Source organism: Bacillus stercoris, from assembly GCF_029772985.1.
Lineage (GTDB): Bacteria > Bacillota > Bacilli > Bacillales > Bacillaceae > Bacillus > Bacillus stercoris.
In genome coordinates this window covers 1,424,409-1,438,601 of record NZ_CP121861.1, presented here as the reverse complement: position 1 = coordinate 1,438,601, position 14,193 = coordinate 1,424,409, and the positions used below count along the sequence as shown (strand labels likewise).

The window sequence follows — 14,193 nt, the reverse complement described above, 5'->3', positions numbered from 1 at the left end:
TCCCCCTCTACTTTTGAAGCCGGTAAAGCGCCTCGTTCCATTTTAACTCGTGTTTCAGTTTATGAATTGTCGTATCACGGGAAATGAGAACACTTTCGATCCCCGCCATTTCCGCCCAATCAAGCATTTGCTCAGCTGTCAGTTCATAAGACAGGCAGGTATGGTGTGCACCGCCGGCTAAAATCCATGCCTCCGCTGCTGTTTTCAATGACGGCTCCGGCTTCCAGAGAACTCGGGCCACCGGCAGATTCGGCATGTCTTTTTCAATTTCCTGGCCGTTGACTTCATTCAGCACAAGGCGGAAACGCCCGCCAATATCAACAATGCTGGCTTGAATGGCCGAACCGCTGATGCCGTTAAATACAAAACGCGCAGGGTCCTCCTTGCCGCCGATCGAAAGCGGGTGAACCTCGATTTTCGGCTGTTCCAAAGCGACAGTCGGACACACTTCAAGCATGTGAGAGCCCAGAATCATTTCATTTCCCGGTTCAAAATGGTACGTGTAATCTTCCATGAAGGAAGTTCTTTTTCCTTTGGCCATGATTTTCATCATCCGTACAAGGGCCGCTGTCTTCCAATCCCCTTCACCGGCGAAACCGTAACCTTTCTCCATCAGGCGCTGAACGGCAAGTCCCGGCAGCTGTTTCATTCCGTGCAGCACTTCAAACGATGTCGTAAACGCTGTGTATCCGCCTTGTTCAAGAAAAGCGGTTAAGCCTAGTTCAATTTTCGCCTGCTCTTTAATGGATGCTACCCTTGCTTCGTCACGTTTTGTTTCCTCGCTGATCACATATAATCTGTCATATTCCGCATAAAGCGTGTCAACCTCGTCGTCCGTAATGCGATTCATCACTTCAACAAGATCTCCGATGCCATATCCGTCAACCTGCCAGCCAAATTGAATATGCGCTCCGACCTTGTCTCCGTCGGTTACCGCGACATGACGCATGTTATCTCCAAATCTGGCAACCTTAATATGTCTGCTTTCATTTAATGCAGCCGCCGTATCCATCCACTGGGACATTTCTTTTTTCACTTCTTCATCATCCCAATAGCCGGCAATGACTTTTCGGCTAAGCCTCATTCGCGAGTTGATGTAACCGTACTCTCGATCGCCATGCGCGGATTGGTTGCTGTTCATAAAATCCATGTCAATCGTACCCCACGGAATATCGCGATTATATTGGGTATGCAAATGCAAAAGCGGTTTTTGATAAGAGGAAAGGCCTTCTATCCACATTTTTGCAGGGGAAAATGTGTGCATCCATGTAATGATGCCAGCGCACGTCTCACTGTACTCCGCTTCTCTTAACAGCTCTCTAATCGTTTCCGGTGAAGTGACGACGGGCTTATGAACCATTTTATATCTGGAAGAAACCCCGCTGAGCCCCTCACAAATGCTTTTCGCATGCTGATCCACCAGTTCCAGCGTCTCTTCCCCGTATAGGTGCTGGCTTCCTGTCACAAACCAGAATTCATAATCCTTTGTCTGAAGCATGTAAACTGCCCCTTTCTCATAAAATAAAACGCTTTCAAACATACAAAAAGATACGTACTAATGATAGAAAACAAACCTATAAATAATAATTTGTACGAACAACTTTATTATAGTAATTGACTATTACACTGTCAATCTTTTCTTTTAAAAAAGCCGGGCTCTGCCCCCGGCTTTTTGATTCAATAGGACGGCCAGCCCGAGCTCCAATTCAAATCATTGATAAGAAGCTTTGGAATGCCGTTGTTATTGGCATCATAGGCATGGCGAACAAGAATGTTTCCATTTACAATATCCTGGCCTCCAGGTCCTTTCCACTGGTCATTGCCCGAATCCAAAATGGTGCCTCCGCCTTCGAGCATGCTTTTTCCGCTTTTATCAAGATAAGGCCCTGTAATGTTTTTAGATCTTCCGTAAGCAATTTTGTACGTACTGTTTACGCCGGCACAGCATTTATCAAATGAAACCATTAAATAGTAGTAACCATTTTGATACGTAAGAGTAGGGGCTTCCAGCGCACCGCCATTATTCGGTCTGGCTGCAATCGAATAGAGCGAGCCTGTAGGCTTCATCGTATTCTTATCAAGCTTGGTCAGCTTAATGCCGGTCCAAAACGAGCCGAACGCGAGCCATGGGTTGCCATCCTTGTCGAATGTCAGCTCCGGATCAATGGCGTTATAATTATTTGAGCTTGTCGAACGAATCACCAAGCCCTCGTCCTTCCAACTCCCCGAACTGATGCTTGTGGAAGATGCCAGGCCAATGGCAGATGTATTGCTTCCAAAAGAAGAGACAGAATAATACAGCCAGTACTTTCCGTTATAGTATTGGATGTCCGGCGCCCATTGGTTTGGCTCGTAATTCGGCACATAATTGGACCACCACGATAGCGGTGTGCTGAAAATAGATTTTTGTACGGTCCAATTTTTAGCGTCTGAAGACTTCAACACCCGCAGTCCCCGTTCTTCCGTAAGCCCTGTGCCGAGCGCATACCATGAGCTCCCCTCTTTAATCATAGTCGAGTCATGAAGCAGTTCATTGGATGCACCCCAAAACGCGGCCTCTGCGGGAGCAGCGGAAGTGAATAACAAACCTGCAGCCAGAGCGGCACTCGAAAAGTGAAAGAAACGTTTCCATGTTTTTTTGTTTTCAATTTTGTTCATCCTCCCTTAAATTAGAAAGCGCTTACAAAATAGATTGTTTACCCTCCCTTCCTTTCAAATGAGCTGGGTATCGTAGATCTTCATGTTCAGGACATTTTCGGTATCCTCTTTATTGTAGTCACTCCGCTGTAATTTGTACAGACAAAAAAATAGAATCCGCCTGTTGAGACGGATTCCTCCGTATCTTTATTGGTACGTAATTTCATCAACCGTTTTACGATCTAGCTTCTTAATGACTTCTGTAATTAACTTAACGGCGTTTTCATAATCATCACGATGGAGCATGGCTGCGTGCGTATGAATGTAGCGCGTTGCAATGGTAATGGACAGCGCAGGAACGCCATTTGCCGTCAAATGGATGGCTCCCGAATCAGTTCCGCCGCCGGCAATCGAATCAAACTGGTACGGAATGCCTGCTTCTTCCGCGGTAGCAACAACTGCATCGCGCAAACCTTTGTGAGAAACCATAGATGCATCGTAAACGATAATCTGCGGGCCTTTACCCATTTTGCTTTGCGCTTCCTTCTCGGAAATGCCAGGCGTGTCTCCTGCGATTCCTACATCGACCCCAAACGCAATATCAGGCTGAATGGTGTGTGCAGCCGTTTTCGCTCCCCTCAGGCCGACTTCCTCCTGCACGGTTCCGACGCCATACACAATGTTTGGATGATCAGTGTTTTGTAAGTTTCTTAACACATCAATTGCAATTGCACAGCCGATGCGGTTGTCCCAAGCCTTTGCGAGCAGGAATTTTTCATTGTTCATGACCGTAAATTCAAAATGCGGAACAATCATATCTCCCGGAAGCACGCCCCACTCCAAGGCTTCTTCCCGGCTTGAAGCTCCGATATCAATAAACATGTCTTTTATTTCCACTGATTTTTTTCTTGCTTCAGGAGACAAAATATGAGGCGGCTTAGATCCGATAACCCCTGTGATTTCTCCTTTTTTTGTGACGATGGTGACGCGCTGGGCAAGCATAACCTGAGCCCACCAGCCGCCAACGGTTTGAAAACGGATAAAGCCTTTATCTGTGATTTGTGTCACCATAAAGCCGACTTCATCCAAATGTCCGGCGATCATAATTTTCGGGCCGTTTTCTGCACCAGTTTTTTTAGCAATTAAACTGCCCAGGCGATCTGTTGTCACCTCATCAGCAAATGGTTCTATGTATGATTTCATCACTTGCCTTACTTCTCTTTCATTGCCCGGTATGCCTTTTGCATCTGTTAAATCTTTCAGCATGGTCAATGTTTTATCTAATTTTTCCATGTTCCAAACCCTCCTTCATCAGTCCTGCATTCTTATTATACAAAACATGGCGCTAACCATACGACTATTTCACTTGAAAATCGGGTATATGTTTTTAGAACTTTCTTTTAGAAAAAGTGAAACTTTTTTCTATGCTCTTCGTATTACATCAGATCATCACAATAAGGGAGGTGCCTTCACACAATGTTTGTCATGGTTCTAAGGATTATTTTGCTTGCACTTTTTGCTTATTGTATTTATGCCGTGGTCAAATATGTCGCGAATCCAAAGAGAAGGCTTAAGCTGGCCCAATCAAAAGAACATTTTTATATTATCGATGAACAGAACAATACCCGAAAGAACTTTCAGCTGACGTATAAAGGCGTGCTTTTTGAAGGAGAAAAGCATATTCCTTCCAAGGATCATCCTCTGTTTATCCACACCATCTTTGTCTGGACAGAATCTCCTGAGAAGCTGAAGCATTTCTCTGCAAAAGATTTTGAGAACATTGAAGAAAAAGTGCTGGAACGATATCCAAATTGTAAAATTGACTGGGACCAGCCCATTAAACTTGCAAAAAAAGCAGAAGAGCGTTAAAACGCTTTTCTGCTTTTTATAAATCAAACGGACTGTAGTAAATACCGATGAGAATCGCTTCTATTACCAGAAGAAGCGGTACTCCGTACTTAAAAGAAGCGTGTTTCGTTTTATGTCTGAAGGTTTGCATGCCAAGCCAGATACCGAGCGCTCCAAACACGATGGCTATCAGCCACAGCCGGTCTTCAGAAATTCTCCATTTGTGCTGCTGCGCTTTGCGTTTGTCAACGCCCATCACCCAAAAACCGCACAGATTCATCAACACCAAATAGACTGCAATAACCATGTTGCCTCATCCTTTATATAAAAAAGCCGCTCTGCTGGAGAGCGGCTCTATATGATTACTTGTTTAATTGAGCTTTAGCAGCATCAGCAAGCTGATTGAATGCAGTAAGATCGTTTACAGCAAGATCAGCAAGCATTTTACGGTTTACTTCGATACCAGAAAGCTTAAGACCGTGCATTAAACGGCTGTAAGAAAGGCCGTTCATGCGAGCAGCTGCGTTGATACGAGTGATCCAAAGTTTACGGAAATCACGTTTTTTCTGACGACGGTCACGGAAAGCATAGTTTCCAGATTTCATGACCTGCTGGTTAGCTACTTTGTATAATGTATGTTTTGAACCGAAATAACCTTTTGCTAATTTAAGAACCTTTTTACGACGCTTACGCGCAACAGTTCCGCCTTTTACTCTTGGCATTAAATTTCCCTCCTAATTGTTCCTTATCCGATTACTTGATGTTAGCAAGCATTTGTTTGATACGTTTGAAGTCTCCTGCACTTACAACAGCACTCTTGCGAAGCTTACGCTTTTGCTTTTGAGATTTGTTAGCGAATAAGTGACTTGTATACGCGTGAGAACGTTTTAACTTCCCAGAACCTGTCTTTTTAAAACGTTTAGCAGATCCGCGGTGAGTTTTCATTTTTGGCATGGGATTTCCTCCTTATTGCTTTTCGTTTTTCGGCGCGAGCATTAAGAACATGCTGCGGCCGTCCATTTTTGGTTTTGTTTCGACAGTCGCAACCTCAGCACATGCTTCAGAAAAACGGTCTAACACACGCTGACCGATTTCTTTATGAGTGATTGCGCGTCCTTTAAAGCGGATAGAAGCTTTCACTTTATCGCCTTTTTCAAGGAATTTAATCGCATTGCGCAATTTCGTGTTAAAGTCATGCTCATCGATTGTCGGACTTAACCGAACTTCTTTTAAGTTAATGATTTTTTGATTCTTGCGTGCTTCTTTTTCCTTTTTCTGTTGCTCAAATCGGAACTTACCGTAGTCCATGATTCGGCAGACAGGCGGTTTTGCATTCGCTGCAACTAACACAAGGTCAAGATTTGCGCGGCCGGCGATTTCAAGTGCTTCCTGACGGGACTTGATGCCAAGCTGGTCGCCATTTTGTCCGATTAAACGGACCTCACGTGCACGGATACCCTCATTAACCAATTGATCTTTGCTAATAATGAGCCACCTCCATAGTTTCTTCGAATTGATTCACAACTCATTTTGACTGCATTCTGCAGGCAAACAAAAAGTGTGGGCATTATAAAACACCCACACTACGAACATCTGTATCAATAAAAATGTACGGTCAACCTGCCAACTACATGCATGTGTCAATCAGGTGAGAAGCGGGTGCTTCTGCTTGTGATTTATATTCAATTCAATAACTATTCTACACAATACCGGATCTTTAGTCAAGGACGACTTATCCGGAACAACTTTTACATTGTAACATGGGTTTTCTATGAGCGCAAGAGAGAAAAAGAAAATCTTTCATCCTCAACCAGAATGTGAAGAACCAACAATTCCCCCCATCCTGCTCCTTATTTCGCAATTTACAACAAAACCACCGACAGGAAGAAATGTAAAACAAAGTTAATCTCTGACCGATATAAGAAGCAGAAGGGAGCCTGACACATGAACAAACTGATACAGCTTGCTTTATTTTTCACATTGATATTAACCGGTTGTTCGAATAGCAGCACATCTTCCGAACCAAAGGTCGAAACTGTTAAGACAACTGCAACATTTCCTCAAAAGGAGCTGGAGAAAGAGCTAAAAAAACTAAAACCCGTTTCATTAGACATGAAGTTCGAGAGTCCACTCGCTACTGAGTTAGGAAAGCGGAAGGCAAAAGAAGAAGCTGAAAAGCAAAGACAAATCGCCGCCGAGAAAAAGCTTAAAAAAGAGCGGGAGGCGAAACGAAAGAAACAGCAGAAGGAAGCAGCGGAGAGACAGCGATTGGCAGAGCAGCAGGCTGCAGAGAGACAGCGATTAGCGGAAGCAGAAAGACAAGCTGAACTTGAAAGACAGCGGCAGGCAGCAATCCAAAAAGAGCAGAAAGCGAGTGCTGAAAAAAAGCGACAATCGCAGGCACAACGGCAGCAGACCGAGGCACCCTCATCTAATTCTTCCTCGAGCCAGACAGATAAAACCATTCAACAGCCAGCTTCAGAGCTTCCTGATGACGATGGTTATGGTTATGAAGAACGAAAAAAGTGGCATGACGATCAAGTAGAATGGGGCATTAAACAAGGGTATATCGATCCCGAAGACGCACCATAAAATAAAAAAAGCCAAGGCATTCAGCCTTGGCTTAACCTCCGATCAGCTGCACGAACACTGGGATGACAAGAACCGTTACCACTCCTACTACGACAACCGCAATACTCGCCATCGCAGCTTCAACTTCTCCCATCTCAATCCCGACCGCTACACCAAGTGCATGTCCGGATGTTCCGAGAGCCAATCCTTTAGAAATCGGATTCTTTACTTTAAACACCTTCAAGAACAATGCTCCGAGCGCATATACGATGACAGCGTTAAAGATGACCGCAAAGGCTGTGATGTCGCTGATGCCACCGATGCCTTTTGATAAAGGAAGCGCAATTGCCGTTGTAGCTGCCTGCGGAAGCATGCTTTTCATTACGGCCGAATCGAGATGAATGCCTTTTGCGAGCAAATAAACAATCGTGACAGAGCAAATAGAGCCGGCAATAATGGAGGCCATGATTTGCCACCAGTATTTTTTAAGCTTATCTCTTTGTTTGTACAAAGGAATGGCAAAAGCAATCGTTGCCGGTTCTAGGAAAAACTTAATGATTTCTCCCCCGTTATTATAGTCTGCGTAGGAAAAACCGCCGATTTTTAAAAATGCGATCCCAAGCACCATGGCAACAAACAAAGGAGTGAAAAGAAAGAAGCCTTTTGTTTTCTTAAATAAAAAGGTGCCGATGCCGAATGCAGCAAGTGATACGACAATCCCAAAATAAGGACTCATTGTGCTTTCCATGTGATGAACCTCCTGTTTCTTTAATGGTGAACAAGTTCGTTATTGTTCTGCGGGCTTTGCACTGTTTTTGTTTTCATGTCCGCTGCGGTTTTGCGTTTTCCGCCCAGCGAGAGAATCAGCTGAGAAAACAATCCCGTAGCCCCCAGCAAAATAATCGTTGCGAGCAGAATGACAAGAACAATTTGCAGGCCGTATTGCTGCATCACACCAAGCGAATTCATAACAGATATACCTGACGGAACAAATAAAAATCCGATCAGAGAGGTTAAAGACGTTCCGAGCGTTTCCACTTGTTCCAGTTTAATGACTTTCAAACATAATAGGAGAAATAATAAGACCAACCCTACGACCGATGCGGGGATAGGTATTGGGACAATAGCGGCAATCATATTCGAAACCAGCATAATGACGGCAAAAATAAATGCTTGTGTTAAAAACCCATACACTTTTTTAGCACTCATTTTCTTCACCTCTTTCTCTTTGGTACCCTCATTATAAATAAGAATCTCCCATTATGAAGCGCTTACAAGATAACATGCCGAATAGCGGGCCTGAGTTGCAGAATCAAATGGCTGAAATGCAAAAAGCCGCCCATCAAATATGGAGCAGCTTTTTTAATTCTTTCGCATATGTCCGGCTGACCGGTATTTTCGATCCGTCTTTCATGATCAGATTATACGTAGAATTAAACCATGGCTGAATTTCTTTAATATATTCGGTATTGACGACGAAGCTCCGATGGACGCGGATAAAATCAGAATCCGGAAGCTTTTTCTCTATCACAACAAGCGTCTCGCTGACCGTATAAGAATGATCGAAGGTTTTTACATTAACATGGCCATCCTCTGTTCCGGCATAGATAATGTCCTTCGTATCCACGATCACAATCGATTCTCCCACAGATAGCGCGAGCTTATGCTGCCCGGCATGGCTGTTTTGATCTGTTTCGACAATATCCCGATTGACTTTTTTATATTTTTTCAGCGTTTGCTGAATTCTTTCCTCATCGAAAGGTTTGGTTAAATAATCAAGAGCATCTACCTCAAACGCTTTGAGCGCATACTGGTCATACGCTGTCGCGAACACAACAGCAGGAGGATGCTTCATTTTCTTCAATCGCTTTGCGATATCAAAACCGTTCTCTCCGGATAAATCAACGTCTAAAAACAGCAAATCAGGTTTTTGATCCATCATTTGGTCAAAAGCGGATTCGATATTTTCCGCTTCATTGATTTCCATTTCCTCATTGGTCCGCTTAAGCAAGTAAGCCAGTTCATCCCTTGCCAGCATCTCATCATCAACTATTAACACCCTGAGCATGTTCTTCTCCCTCTTTCATCTGTTGCATTGGCACTTGAAAGGAAACCTCTGTCCCTTTATGAACCTCACTGCCGATATGCAGTGCAGCCTGCTGTCCGAATAAACCGATCAGCCGCTGATTTAGGTTATAAAGCGCTGTCCCGGTTCCCTCCTTAGACGGAAATGGCTTCTTCCCCAGTTCCTGCAGGACGTCCGGCGGTATTCCGCGTCCGTTATCCGTCACCTTCATATAGACGGACGCATTATCAGATATGACACAGACTGTAACCTTGCACATGTCTTGTTTTTTCGGAAACGCGTGCCGAAGCGCGTTCTCGACTAGCACCTGCAAAACAAACGGAGGGATTTCAATCTGCTCTAGTCTGCTCTCGATATTGAGCTCAATTTTATATTTCCCGGGAAAACGCGCCTGTTCTAATGACAAATAGGCGTTAAGATGGTTTAACTCTTTTGAGAGCGGGATCAGCAGCTGTCTCGCTCCTTGAAGGTTTGAACGAAAATAAACACTGAGCTGCAATAGGAGTTTACGAGTTTTTTCAACATCTGTGCGGCAGAGCGCAGAAATCGTGTTGATCGCATTAAATAAAAAATGCGGATTCACCTGTGCTTGAAGCGCCTTGATTTCAGCATCCTTGAGAAGCTTGCTTTGCAGCTCTGCTTCCCCAAGCTCAAGCTGTGTCGAAAACAGCATGGCCAGCCCCTCAGCAAGCTCCTCCTCTACCTGGCTAAGGCCTGCCGGGCTTTTAAAATACATTTTTAAGGTGCCGATTGTGTTGCCGTTCGATGTCAGCGGCAGGACAATTGCGGCGTGCAAAGGGCATTCAGCATGCGTGCATTCAATCTCTTCCTTCGAAATCGCCTTCATGATATGCCCTGTTTTAATTACCTTTTTAGACAGGCCGGTGATCAAGCTTTTTGATGGAATGTGGTGATCCATGCCCGCGCCGACATGCGCAAGGATCTTTTCTTTATCAGTGAGAGACACCGCATCTGTTCCAGTCAGCTTATGGATAATAGCCGCCACACTTTTACAGGAGTTTTCATTTAATCCTTGGCGAAAAAATGGAAGTGTCTGATCAGCAATCGTCAGCACTCGATGCGTTTCGAGAGCCCTCGCCTGCTCTTCCTTGCGAATGATTGCTTGAATAATCGACAGAAAAATAAAACTGCCTGTACCATTGATTAGGATCATCGGAATCCCGATCATGCTGACAAGCTCCCAAGCGTCACTGAACGGCTTTGCCATCAGCAAAATAATGAGCATTTGCAGGGACTCCATGCCAATTCCCACAAGAGCGGCGATACGCGGTGTCGGCATTCGATATCTCTTCGTAAAATACCTGCCGATCAAACCTGCAAGAACACCCGCTAAAATAGATGATACGGCACAGCTTAAGGCCGTGCTGCCACCGAGTGAAAAACGATGCAGGCCCGCCAGTATGCCGATCCCAGCCCCTACAAACGGACCTCCGAGAAGGCCCCCAATTTCCACGCCCAAAATACGGGTATTCGCGATAGAGCCCGATGGATCTATCGTAAACACCCAGTCATTGTTTACAATCATATTTCTTTGAATTTCGATGCCTGTATAATTGCTGATGATGCTGAAAAGAGAAAAAATAGAAATTAAAATCGCTTTTCCTTTATAGCCGTCCTGATTCTGAAGAGCTTGTCTGAAAAGTTTCGTATGGGCGAGAATGAACCCTAATATAACAATAATCCCTACCCTCTCAAGCATCATAATCATCAAATGAATCATTCATGTCACCTGTTCTTTCCGTTTTCATTCTAGCATGTTTTCGTTTTACGGCTGACTGTTTTTTTAAAATCATCTGAAAACATATTTCACAAGGCTTTTATCTATTGTAAAATAAAACATGAGCCTTTTGGCAGAAAGATTTGAATCTGAAGCAGAGGAGAAGATCATGAAAGCCATATTTTTTGATTTAGATGATACACTACTTTGGGACGAAAAAAGCGTCAGAACAACATTTGCAGAAACTTGCTCACAGGCAGAGAAAAAATATGGCCTTGCCCCGGAGGAATTCGAAGCAGCTGTTCGCGAAGCGGCGAGAGAATTGTACATGTCATATGAGACGTATCCATATACAGTGATGATCGGCATTAACCCGTTTGAAGGACTGTGGTCCAATTTCTCAGAGCCTATCAGTGAGGGCTTTCAAAAGCTGAACAAGATTGTGCCGGAGTATAGAAGAAACGCATGGACAAACGGACTGAAAGCTCTTGGGATCAATGATCCTGCATATGGCGAATACTTAGGAGAGTTTTTTGCGGCAGAGCGCAGAAAACGCCCGTTTGTATATGATGAAACATTTGCTGTACTCGATCAATTAAAAGGCAAATATGAATTATTGCTTTTGACTAATGGCGATCCGAGTCTGCAAAAGGAGAAGCTTGCCGGTGTGCCTGAGCTCGCTCCTTACTTCAATGAAATCGTCATCTCGGGCGCATTCGGCAAGGGCAAGCCGGATGTTTCCATTTTTGAACATTGCCTTAAGCTGATGAATATTGAAAAAGACGATGCCATCATGGTCGGCGATAATTTGAATACTGATATTTTAGGCGCTTCAAGAGCCGGAATCAAAACCGTTTGGATCAACCGGACGGATAAGAAAAACGAAACTGACGTATCGCCTGATTACATCATCAGCAGCCTTCATGATTTGTTTCCTATATTAGAGAAATAAAAAAGCATGATCTCTTCAATGAGATCATGCTTTTTTATTTTATTTTTTCGCTTCAGCTACTGCCTTTTTCACAAACTCATCAAGAGAAATCGTTTCAGAGTTCTGTTCACCGTATTTCCGCACGTTTACCGCGCCGTTTTCTGCTTCTTGGTCACCGACCACCAGCATGTACGGGATTTTTTGCATTTGCGCTTCACGGATTTTGTAGCCGATTTTTTCATCGCGGCTGTCGACTTCAACACGCAGGCCTTCACGCTGCAGGCGTTCCTGCACTTTTTTCGCGTAGTCTAAATGCACAGCCGGAGAAACCGGGATGACTTGGAACTGAACCGGTGCAAGCCATGTCGGCAGCGCGCCTTTGTGTTCTTCGATTAAGAAGGCGACAAAGCGTTCCATTGTGGAGACGACGCCTCTGTGAATGACAACCGGGCGGTGCTGCTTGCCGTCTTCACCGATGTATGTCAGATCGAAACGTTCCGGCAATAAGAAATCAAGCTGAACCGTAGACAATGTTTCTTCTTTGCCGATTGCAGTTTTTACTTGAACATCAAGTTTAGGGCCGTAGAATGCCGCTTCACCTTCTGCTTCGTAATAGTCATGGCCGATTTCGTCCATTGCCTCTTTCAGCATGGATTGCGCTTTGTTCCACATTTCATCGTCATCAAAATATTTCTCTGTATCTTCCGGATCGCGGTAAGACAGACGGAATGTGTAATCACTTAAACCGAAATCCTCATATACATCCTGGATTAAACGAACTGTACGGATAAACTCATCCTTAATTTGATCCGGGCGCACAAAGATGTGTGCATCGTTTAACGTCATTCCGCGTACGCGTTGAAGCCCTGACAGCGCACCTGACATTTCATAGCGGTGCATCGTTCCCAGCTCCGCAATCCGAATCGGAAGCTCGCGGTAGCTGTGAATGTCTTGTTTGTAAATCATCATATGGTGCGGGCAGTTCATCGGACGCAATACAAGTGTTTCATTGTCCATTTCCATCGGAGGGAACATGCCTTCCTGATAATGGTCCCAATGTCCTGATGTTTCATACAGCTCTTTGCTGCCGAGCACAGGTGTGTATACATGCTCATAGCCGAGGCTGATTTCTTTATCGACAATGTAGCGCTCGATGACGCGGCGGATTGTTGCGCCCTTTGGCAGCCAAAGCGGCAGGCCTTGTCCGACTTTTTGAGAGTTCGCAAACAGCTTTAATTCTTTGCCGAGTTTTCTGTGGTCGCGTTCTTTCGCTTCTTCTAGCATACGAAGATGCTCTTCAAGATCAGCCTTTTTGAAGAAAGCTGTACCATATACGCGCTGAAGCATTTGATTTTTGCTGTCACCGCGCCAGTATGCGCCTGCAAGGCTTAACAGCTTAAATTCTTTGATTTTCCCAGTTGAAGGAACGTGGACGCCGCGGCACAGGTCAAAGAATTCGCCTTGCTCATAGATCGAAACGGTTTCTCCTTCAGGAATCGCATCCAATAGTTCAAGCTTCAGGTCATCACCGATTTCCGCAAAACGGGCTTTCGCTTCTTCACGGCTGACTTCTTTTCGAACGATCGGAAGGTTCGCATTAACGATTTTTTTCATTTCTTTCTCGATTTTCGGCAGATCCTCCGGTGTAATCGCTTCGTCCATTTCTACATCGTAGTAAAACCCGTTTTCGATAACCGGACCGACGCCGAATTTAACATCCTTGTAGATGCGTTTAATCGCTTGAGCCAGCAAGTGAGCCGTACTGTGGCGCATAATTTGAAGACCTTCTTCTGAGCCTTCTGTAATGATTTCCACTGTACCGTCTTCATTGATCGGCGTTCTCAAATCGATTTCTTTTCCGTTCAGTTTTCCGGCTAATGATTTTTTCTTTAATCCCGGACTGATGGATGCCGCGATATCTTCTGTTGTTGTTCCTTTCGCAAACTCCTTGACTGCTCCATCAGGAAATGTGATTTTTACCATATCTGACATCTTTGTCACTCCTTTTTTTGCATATAAAAACCCCGCCCCCTATGAAAGGGACGAGGTTGAATAAACGGAATCGTGGTTCCACCCTTTTTTCCGCAAAGCCAATACGGCACCTGCGGCTCTAAGCTCTGTAACGGGAGTTCCCGTCAGCCATTACTGTTCCTTTTCAAGGGGTTCACAGCTGAAGTTCAAAGGCGGTAAAGCGAATGGTCCTTAGCTGGGAAGCTTGCAGCCGGGGCTTCCCTCTCTTTGAGCCGGTATCATTCCTTCGTGTCCTTATCAATACGTGTGTCTTTCTTAATCTCCTATGTATTATAAATTGTTCAATCCAAAAAATCAACACGGCCGCGTTTCCTTTTTTTAAACCGACAGCCTTATATATACAGGCTGCCG

Annotated in this window: 15 protein-coding genes and 1 other annotated feature; of the genes, 3 read left to right on the top strand and 12 right to left on the bottom strand. The window is 44.6% G+C overall.

Going from position 1 to position 14,193, the window contains the following annotated elements:
• Positions 1 to 7: 7 nt before the first annotated feature.
• From araA to QA442_RS07435, 3 genes are all read right to left on the bottom strand, one after another.
• On the bottom strand, positions 8 to 1,498 hold the full coding sequence (gene araA / locus QA442_RS07445; RefSeq protein ID WP_095432405.1) for an L-arabinose isomerase: 1,491 nt from the start codon (positions 1,496 to 1,498) through the stop codon (positions 8 to 10).
• A 179-nt stretch (positions 1,499 to 1,677) separates the two neighbouring features.
• Positions 1,678 to 2,649: an arabinan endo-1,5-alpha-L-arabinosidase AbnA gene (gene abnA, locus QA442_RS07440; RefSeq protein ID WP_095432507.1), complete on the bottom strand. Its 972-nt coding sequence runs from the start codon at positions 2,647 to 2,649 to the stop codon at positions 1,678 to 1,680.
• A 195-nt stretch (positions 2,650 to 2,844) separates the two neighbouring features.
• Positions 2,845 to 3,930, bottom strand: coding sequence for a M42 family metallopeptidase (locus QA442_RS07435; RefSeq protein WP_014664922.1), 1,086 nt, complete (start codon positions 3,928 to 3,930; stop codon positions 2,845 to 2,847).
• Positions 3,931 to 4,113: 183 nt separating this feature from the next.
• Between QA442_RS07435 and ysdB the strand changes: the two genes are divergently transcribed.
• Positions 4,114 to 4,506 carry a sigma W pathway protein YsdB gene (ysdB, locus tag QA442_RS07430; RefSeq protein ID WP_003229493.1) on the top strand — a complete coding sequence of 131 codons (393 nt, stop codon included), beginning with the start codon at positions 4,114 to 4,116 and terminating at the stop codon, positions 4,504 to 4,506.
• A 16-nt stretch (positions 4,507 to 4,522) separates the two neighbouring features.
• Here the strand turns inward: ysdB and QA442_RS07425 are convergent, their stop codons facing one another.
• The 4 genes from QA442_RS07425 to infC are packed head-to-tail and all read right to left on the bottom strand — an operon-like array spanning position 4,523 to position 5,973.
• On the bottom strand, positions 4,523 to 4,792 hold the full coding sequence (locus tag QA442_RS07425; protein WP_014664923.1) for a DUF1294 domain-containing protein: 270 nt from the start codon (positions 4,790 to 4,792) through the stop codon (positions 4,523 to 4,525).
• Between the two features lie 55 nt (positions 4,793 to 4,847).
• The gene (gene rplT, locus QA442_RS07420) at positions 4,848 to 5,207 is read right to left on the bottom strand and encodes a 50S ribosomal protein L20 (protein ID WP_014114727.1); all 360 of its coding nucleotides are present in this window, start codon (positions 5,205 to 5,207) and stop codon (positions 4,848 to 4,850) included.
• A 31-nt stretch (positions 5,208 to 5,238) separates the two neighbouring features.
• The gene (rpmI, locus tag QA442_RS07415; RefSeq protein ID WP_003222418.1) at positions 5,239 to 5,439 is read right to left on the bottom strand and encodes a 50S ribosomal protein L35; all 201 of its coding nucleotides are present in this window, start codon (positions 5,437 to 5,439) and stop codon (positions 5,239 to 5,241) included.
• A gap of 12 nt (positions 5,440 to 5,451) precedes the next feature.
• Positions 5,452 to 5,973 (bottom strand): translation initiation factor IF-3, encoded by a 522-nt coding sequence (infC, locus tag QA442_RS07410; protein WP_010886591.1) that lies wholly within the window; start codon positions 5,971 to 5,973, stop codon positions 5,452 to 5,454.
• A gap of 58 nt (positions 5,974 to 6,031) precedes the next feature.
• Positions 6,032 to 6,162, bottom strand: a sequence feature (ribosomal protein L20 leader region).
• Positions 6,163 to 6,429: 267 nt separating this feature from the next.
• Between infC and QA442_RS07405 the strand changes: the two genes are divergently transcribed.
• Positions 6,430 to 7,077: a hypothetical protein gene (locus QA442_RS07405; RefSeq protein WP_095432406.1), complete on the top strand. Its 648-nt coding sequence runs from the start codon at positions 6,430 to 6,432 to the stop codon at positions 7,075 to 7,077.
• A gap of 31 nt (positions 7,078 to 7,108) precedes the next feature.
• Here QA442_RS07405 and lrgB read toward each other — a convergent pair whose 3' ends face one another.
• The 4 genes from lrgB to lytS form a co-directional block, all read right to left on the bottom strand.
• Complete coding sequence (gene lrgB / locus QA442_RS07400) at positions 7,109 to 7,804, bottom strand: antiholin-like protein LrgB (RefSeq protein ID WP_003229482.1); 696 nt, start codon at positions 7,802 to 7,804, stop codon at positions 7,109 to 7,111.
• 20 nt (positions 7,805 to 7,824) lie between these two features.
• Positions 7,825 to 8,265, bottom strand: coding sequence for an antiholin-like murein hydrolase modulator LrgA (lrgA, locus tag QA442_RS07395; RefSeq protein WP_069839702.1), 441 nt, complete (start codon positions 8,263 to 8,265; stop codon positions 7,825 to 7,827).
• A 133-nt stretch (positions 8,266 to 8,398) separates the two neighbouring features.
• Positions 8,399 to 9,124, bottom strand: coding sequence for a two-component system response regulator LytT (gene lytT, locus QA442_RS07390; protein ID WP_014664926.1), 726 nt, complete (start codon positions 9,122 to 9,124; stop codon positions 8,399 to 8,401).
• On the bottom strand, positions 9,102 to 10,883 hold the full coding sequence (lytS, locus tag QA442_RS07385) for a two-component system sensor histidine kinase LytS (protein WP_095432407.1): 1,782 nt from the start codon (positions 10,881 to 10,883) through the stop codon (positions 9,102 to 9,104). Before lytS ends, lytT begins: the two co-directional genes overlap by 23 nt.
• 166 nt (positions 10,884 to 11,049) lie before the next feature.
• Between lytS and QA442_RS07380 the strand changes: the two genes are divergently transcribed.
• Positions 11,050 to 11,832, top strand: a complete 783-nt coding sequence (locus QA442_RS07380; protein WP_095432408.1) for an HAD family hydrolase — start codon at positions 11,050 to 11,052, stop codon at positions 11,830 to 11,832.
• 39 nt (positions 11,833 to 11,871) lie between these two features.
• On the opposite strand, the gene thrS is transcribed toward QA442_RS07380, so the two are convergent.
• Positions 11,872 to 13,803 (bottom strand): threonine--tRNA ligase, encoded by a 1,932-nt coding sequence (gene thrS / locus QA442_RS07375; protein ID WP_014480529.1) that lies wholly within the window; start codon positions 13,801 to 13,803, stop codon positions 11,872 to 11,874.
• Positions 13,804 to 14,193: the final 390 nt, after the last annotated feature.

Coding starts and splice junctions, on each gene's coding strand:
- QA442_RS07425 (WP_014664923.1), bottom strand. CDS start 4,792: ATGGTTATTGCAGTCTATTTGGTGTTGATGAATCTGTGCGGTTTTTGG.
- QA442_RS07380 (WP_095432408.1), top strand. CDS start 11,050: ATGAAAGCCATATTTTTTGATTTAGATGATACACTACTTTGGGACGAA.
- lrgB (WP_003229482.1), bottom strand. CDS start 7,804: ATGGAAAGCACAATGAGTCCTTATTTTGGGATTGTCGTATCACTTGCT.
- rplT (WP_014114727.1), bottom strand. CDS start 5,207: ATGCCAAGAGTAAAAGGCGGAACTGTTGCGCGTAAGCGTCGTAAAAAG.
- QA442_RS07435 (WP_014664922.1), bottom strand. CDS start 3,930: ATGGAAAAATTAGATAAAACATTGACCATGCTGAAAGATTTAACAGAT.
- thrS (WP_014480529.1), bottom strand. CDS start 13,803: ATGTCAGATATGGTAAAAATCACATTTCCTGATGGAGCAGTCAAGGAG.
- lytS (WP_095432407.1), bottom strand. CDS start 10,883: ATGATTCATTTGATGATTATGATGCTTGAGAGGGTAGGGATTATTGTT.
- ysdB (WP_003229493.1), top strand. CDS start 4,114: ATGTTTGTCATGGTTCTAAGGATTATTTTGCTTGCACTTTTTGCTTAT.
- rpmI (WP_003222418.1), bottom strand. CDS start 5,439: ATGCCAAAAATGAAAACTCACCGCGGATCTGCTAAACGTTTTAAAAAG.
- lytT (WP_014664926.1), bottom strand. CDS start 9,124: ATGCTCAGGGTGTTAATAGTTGATGATGAGATGCTGGCAAGGGATGAA.
- araA (WP_095432405.1), bottom strand. CDS start 1,498: ATGCTTCAGACAAAGGATTATGAATTCTGGTTTGTGACAGGAAGCCAG.
- QA442_RS07405 (WP_095432406.1), top strand. CDS start 6,430: ATGAACAAACTGATACAGCTTGCTTTATTTTTCACATTGATATTAACC.
- lrgA (WP_069839702.1), bottom strand. CDS start 8,265: ATGAGTGCTAAAAAAGTGTATGGGTTTTTAACACAAGCATTTATTTTT.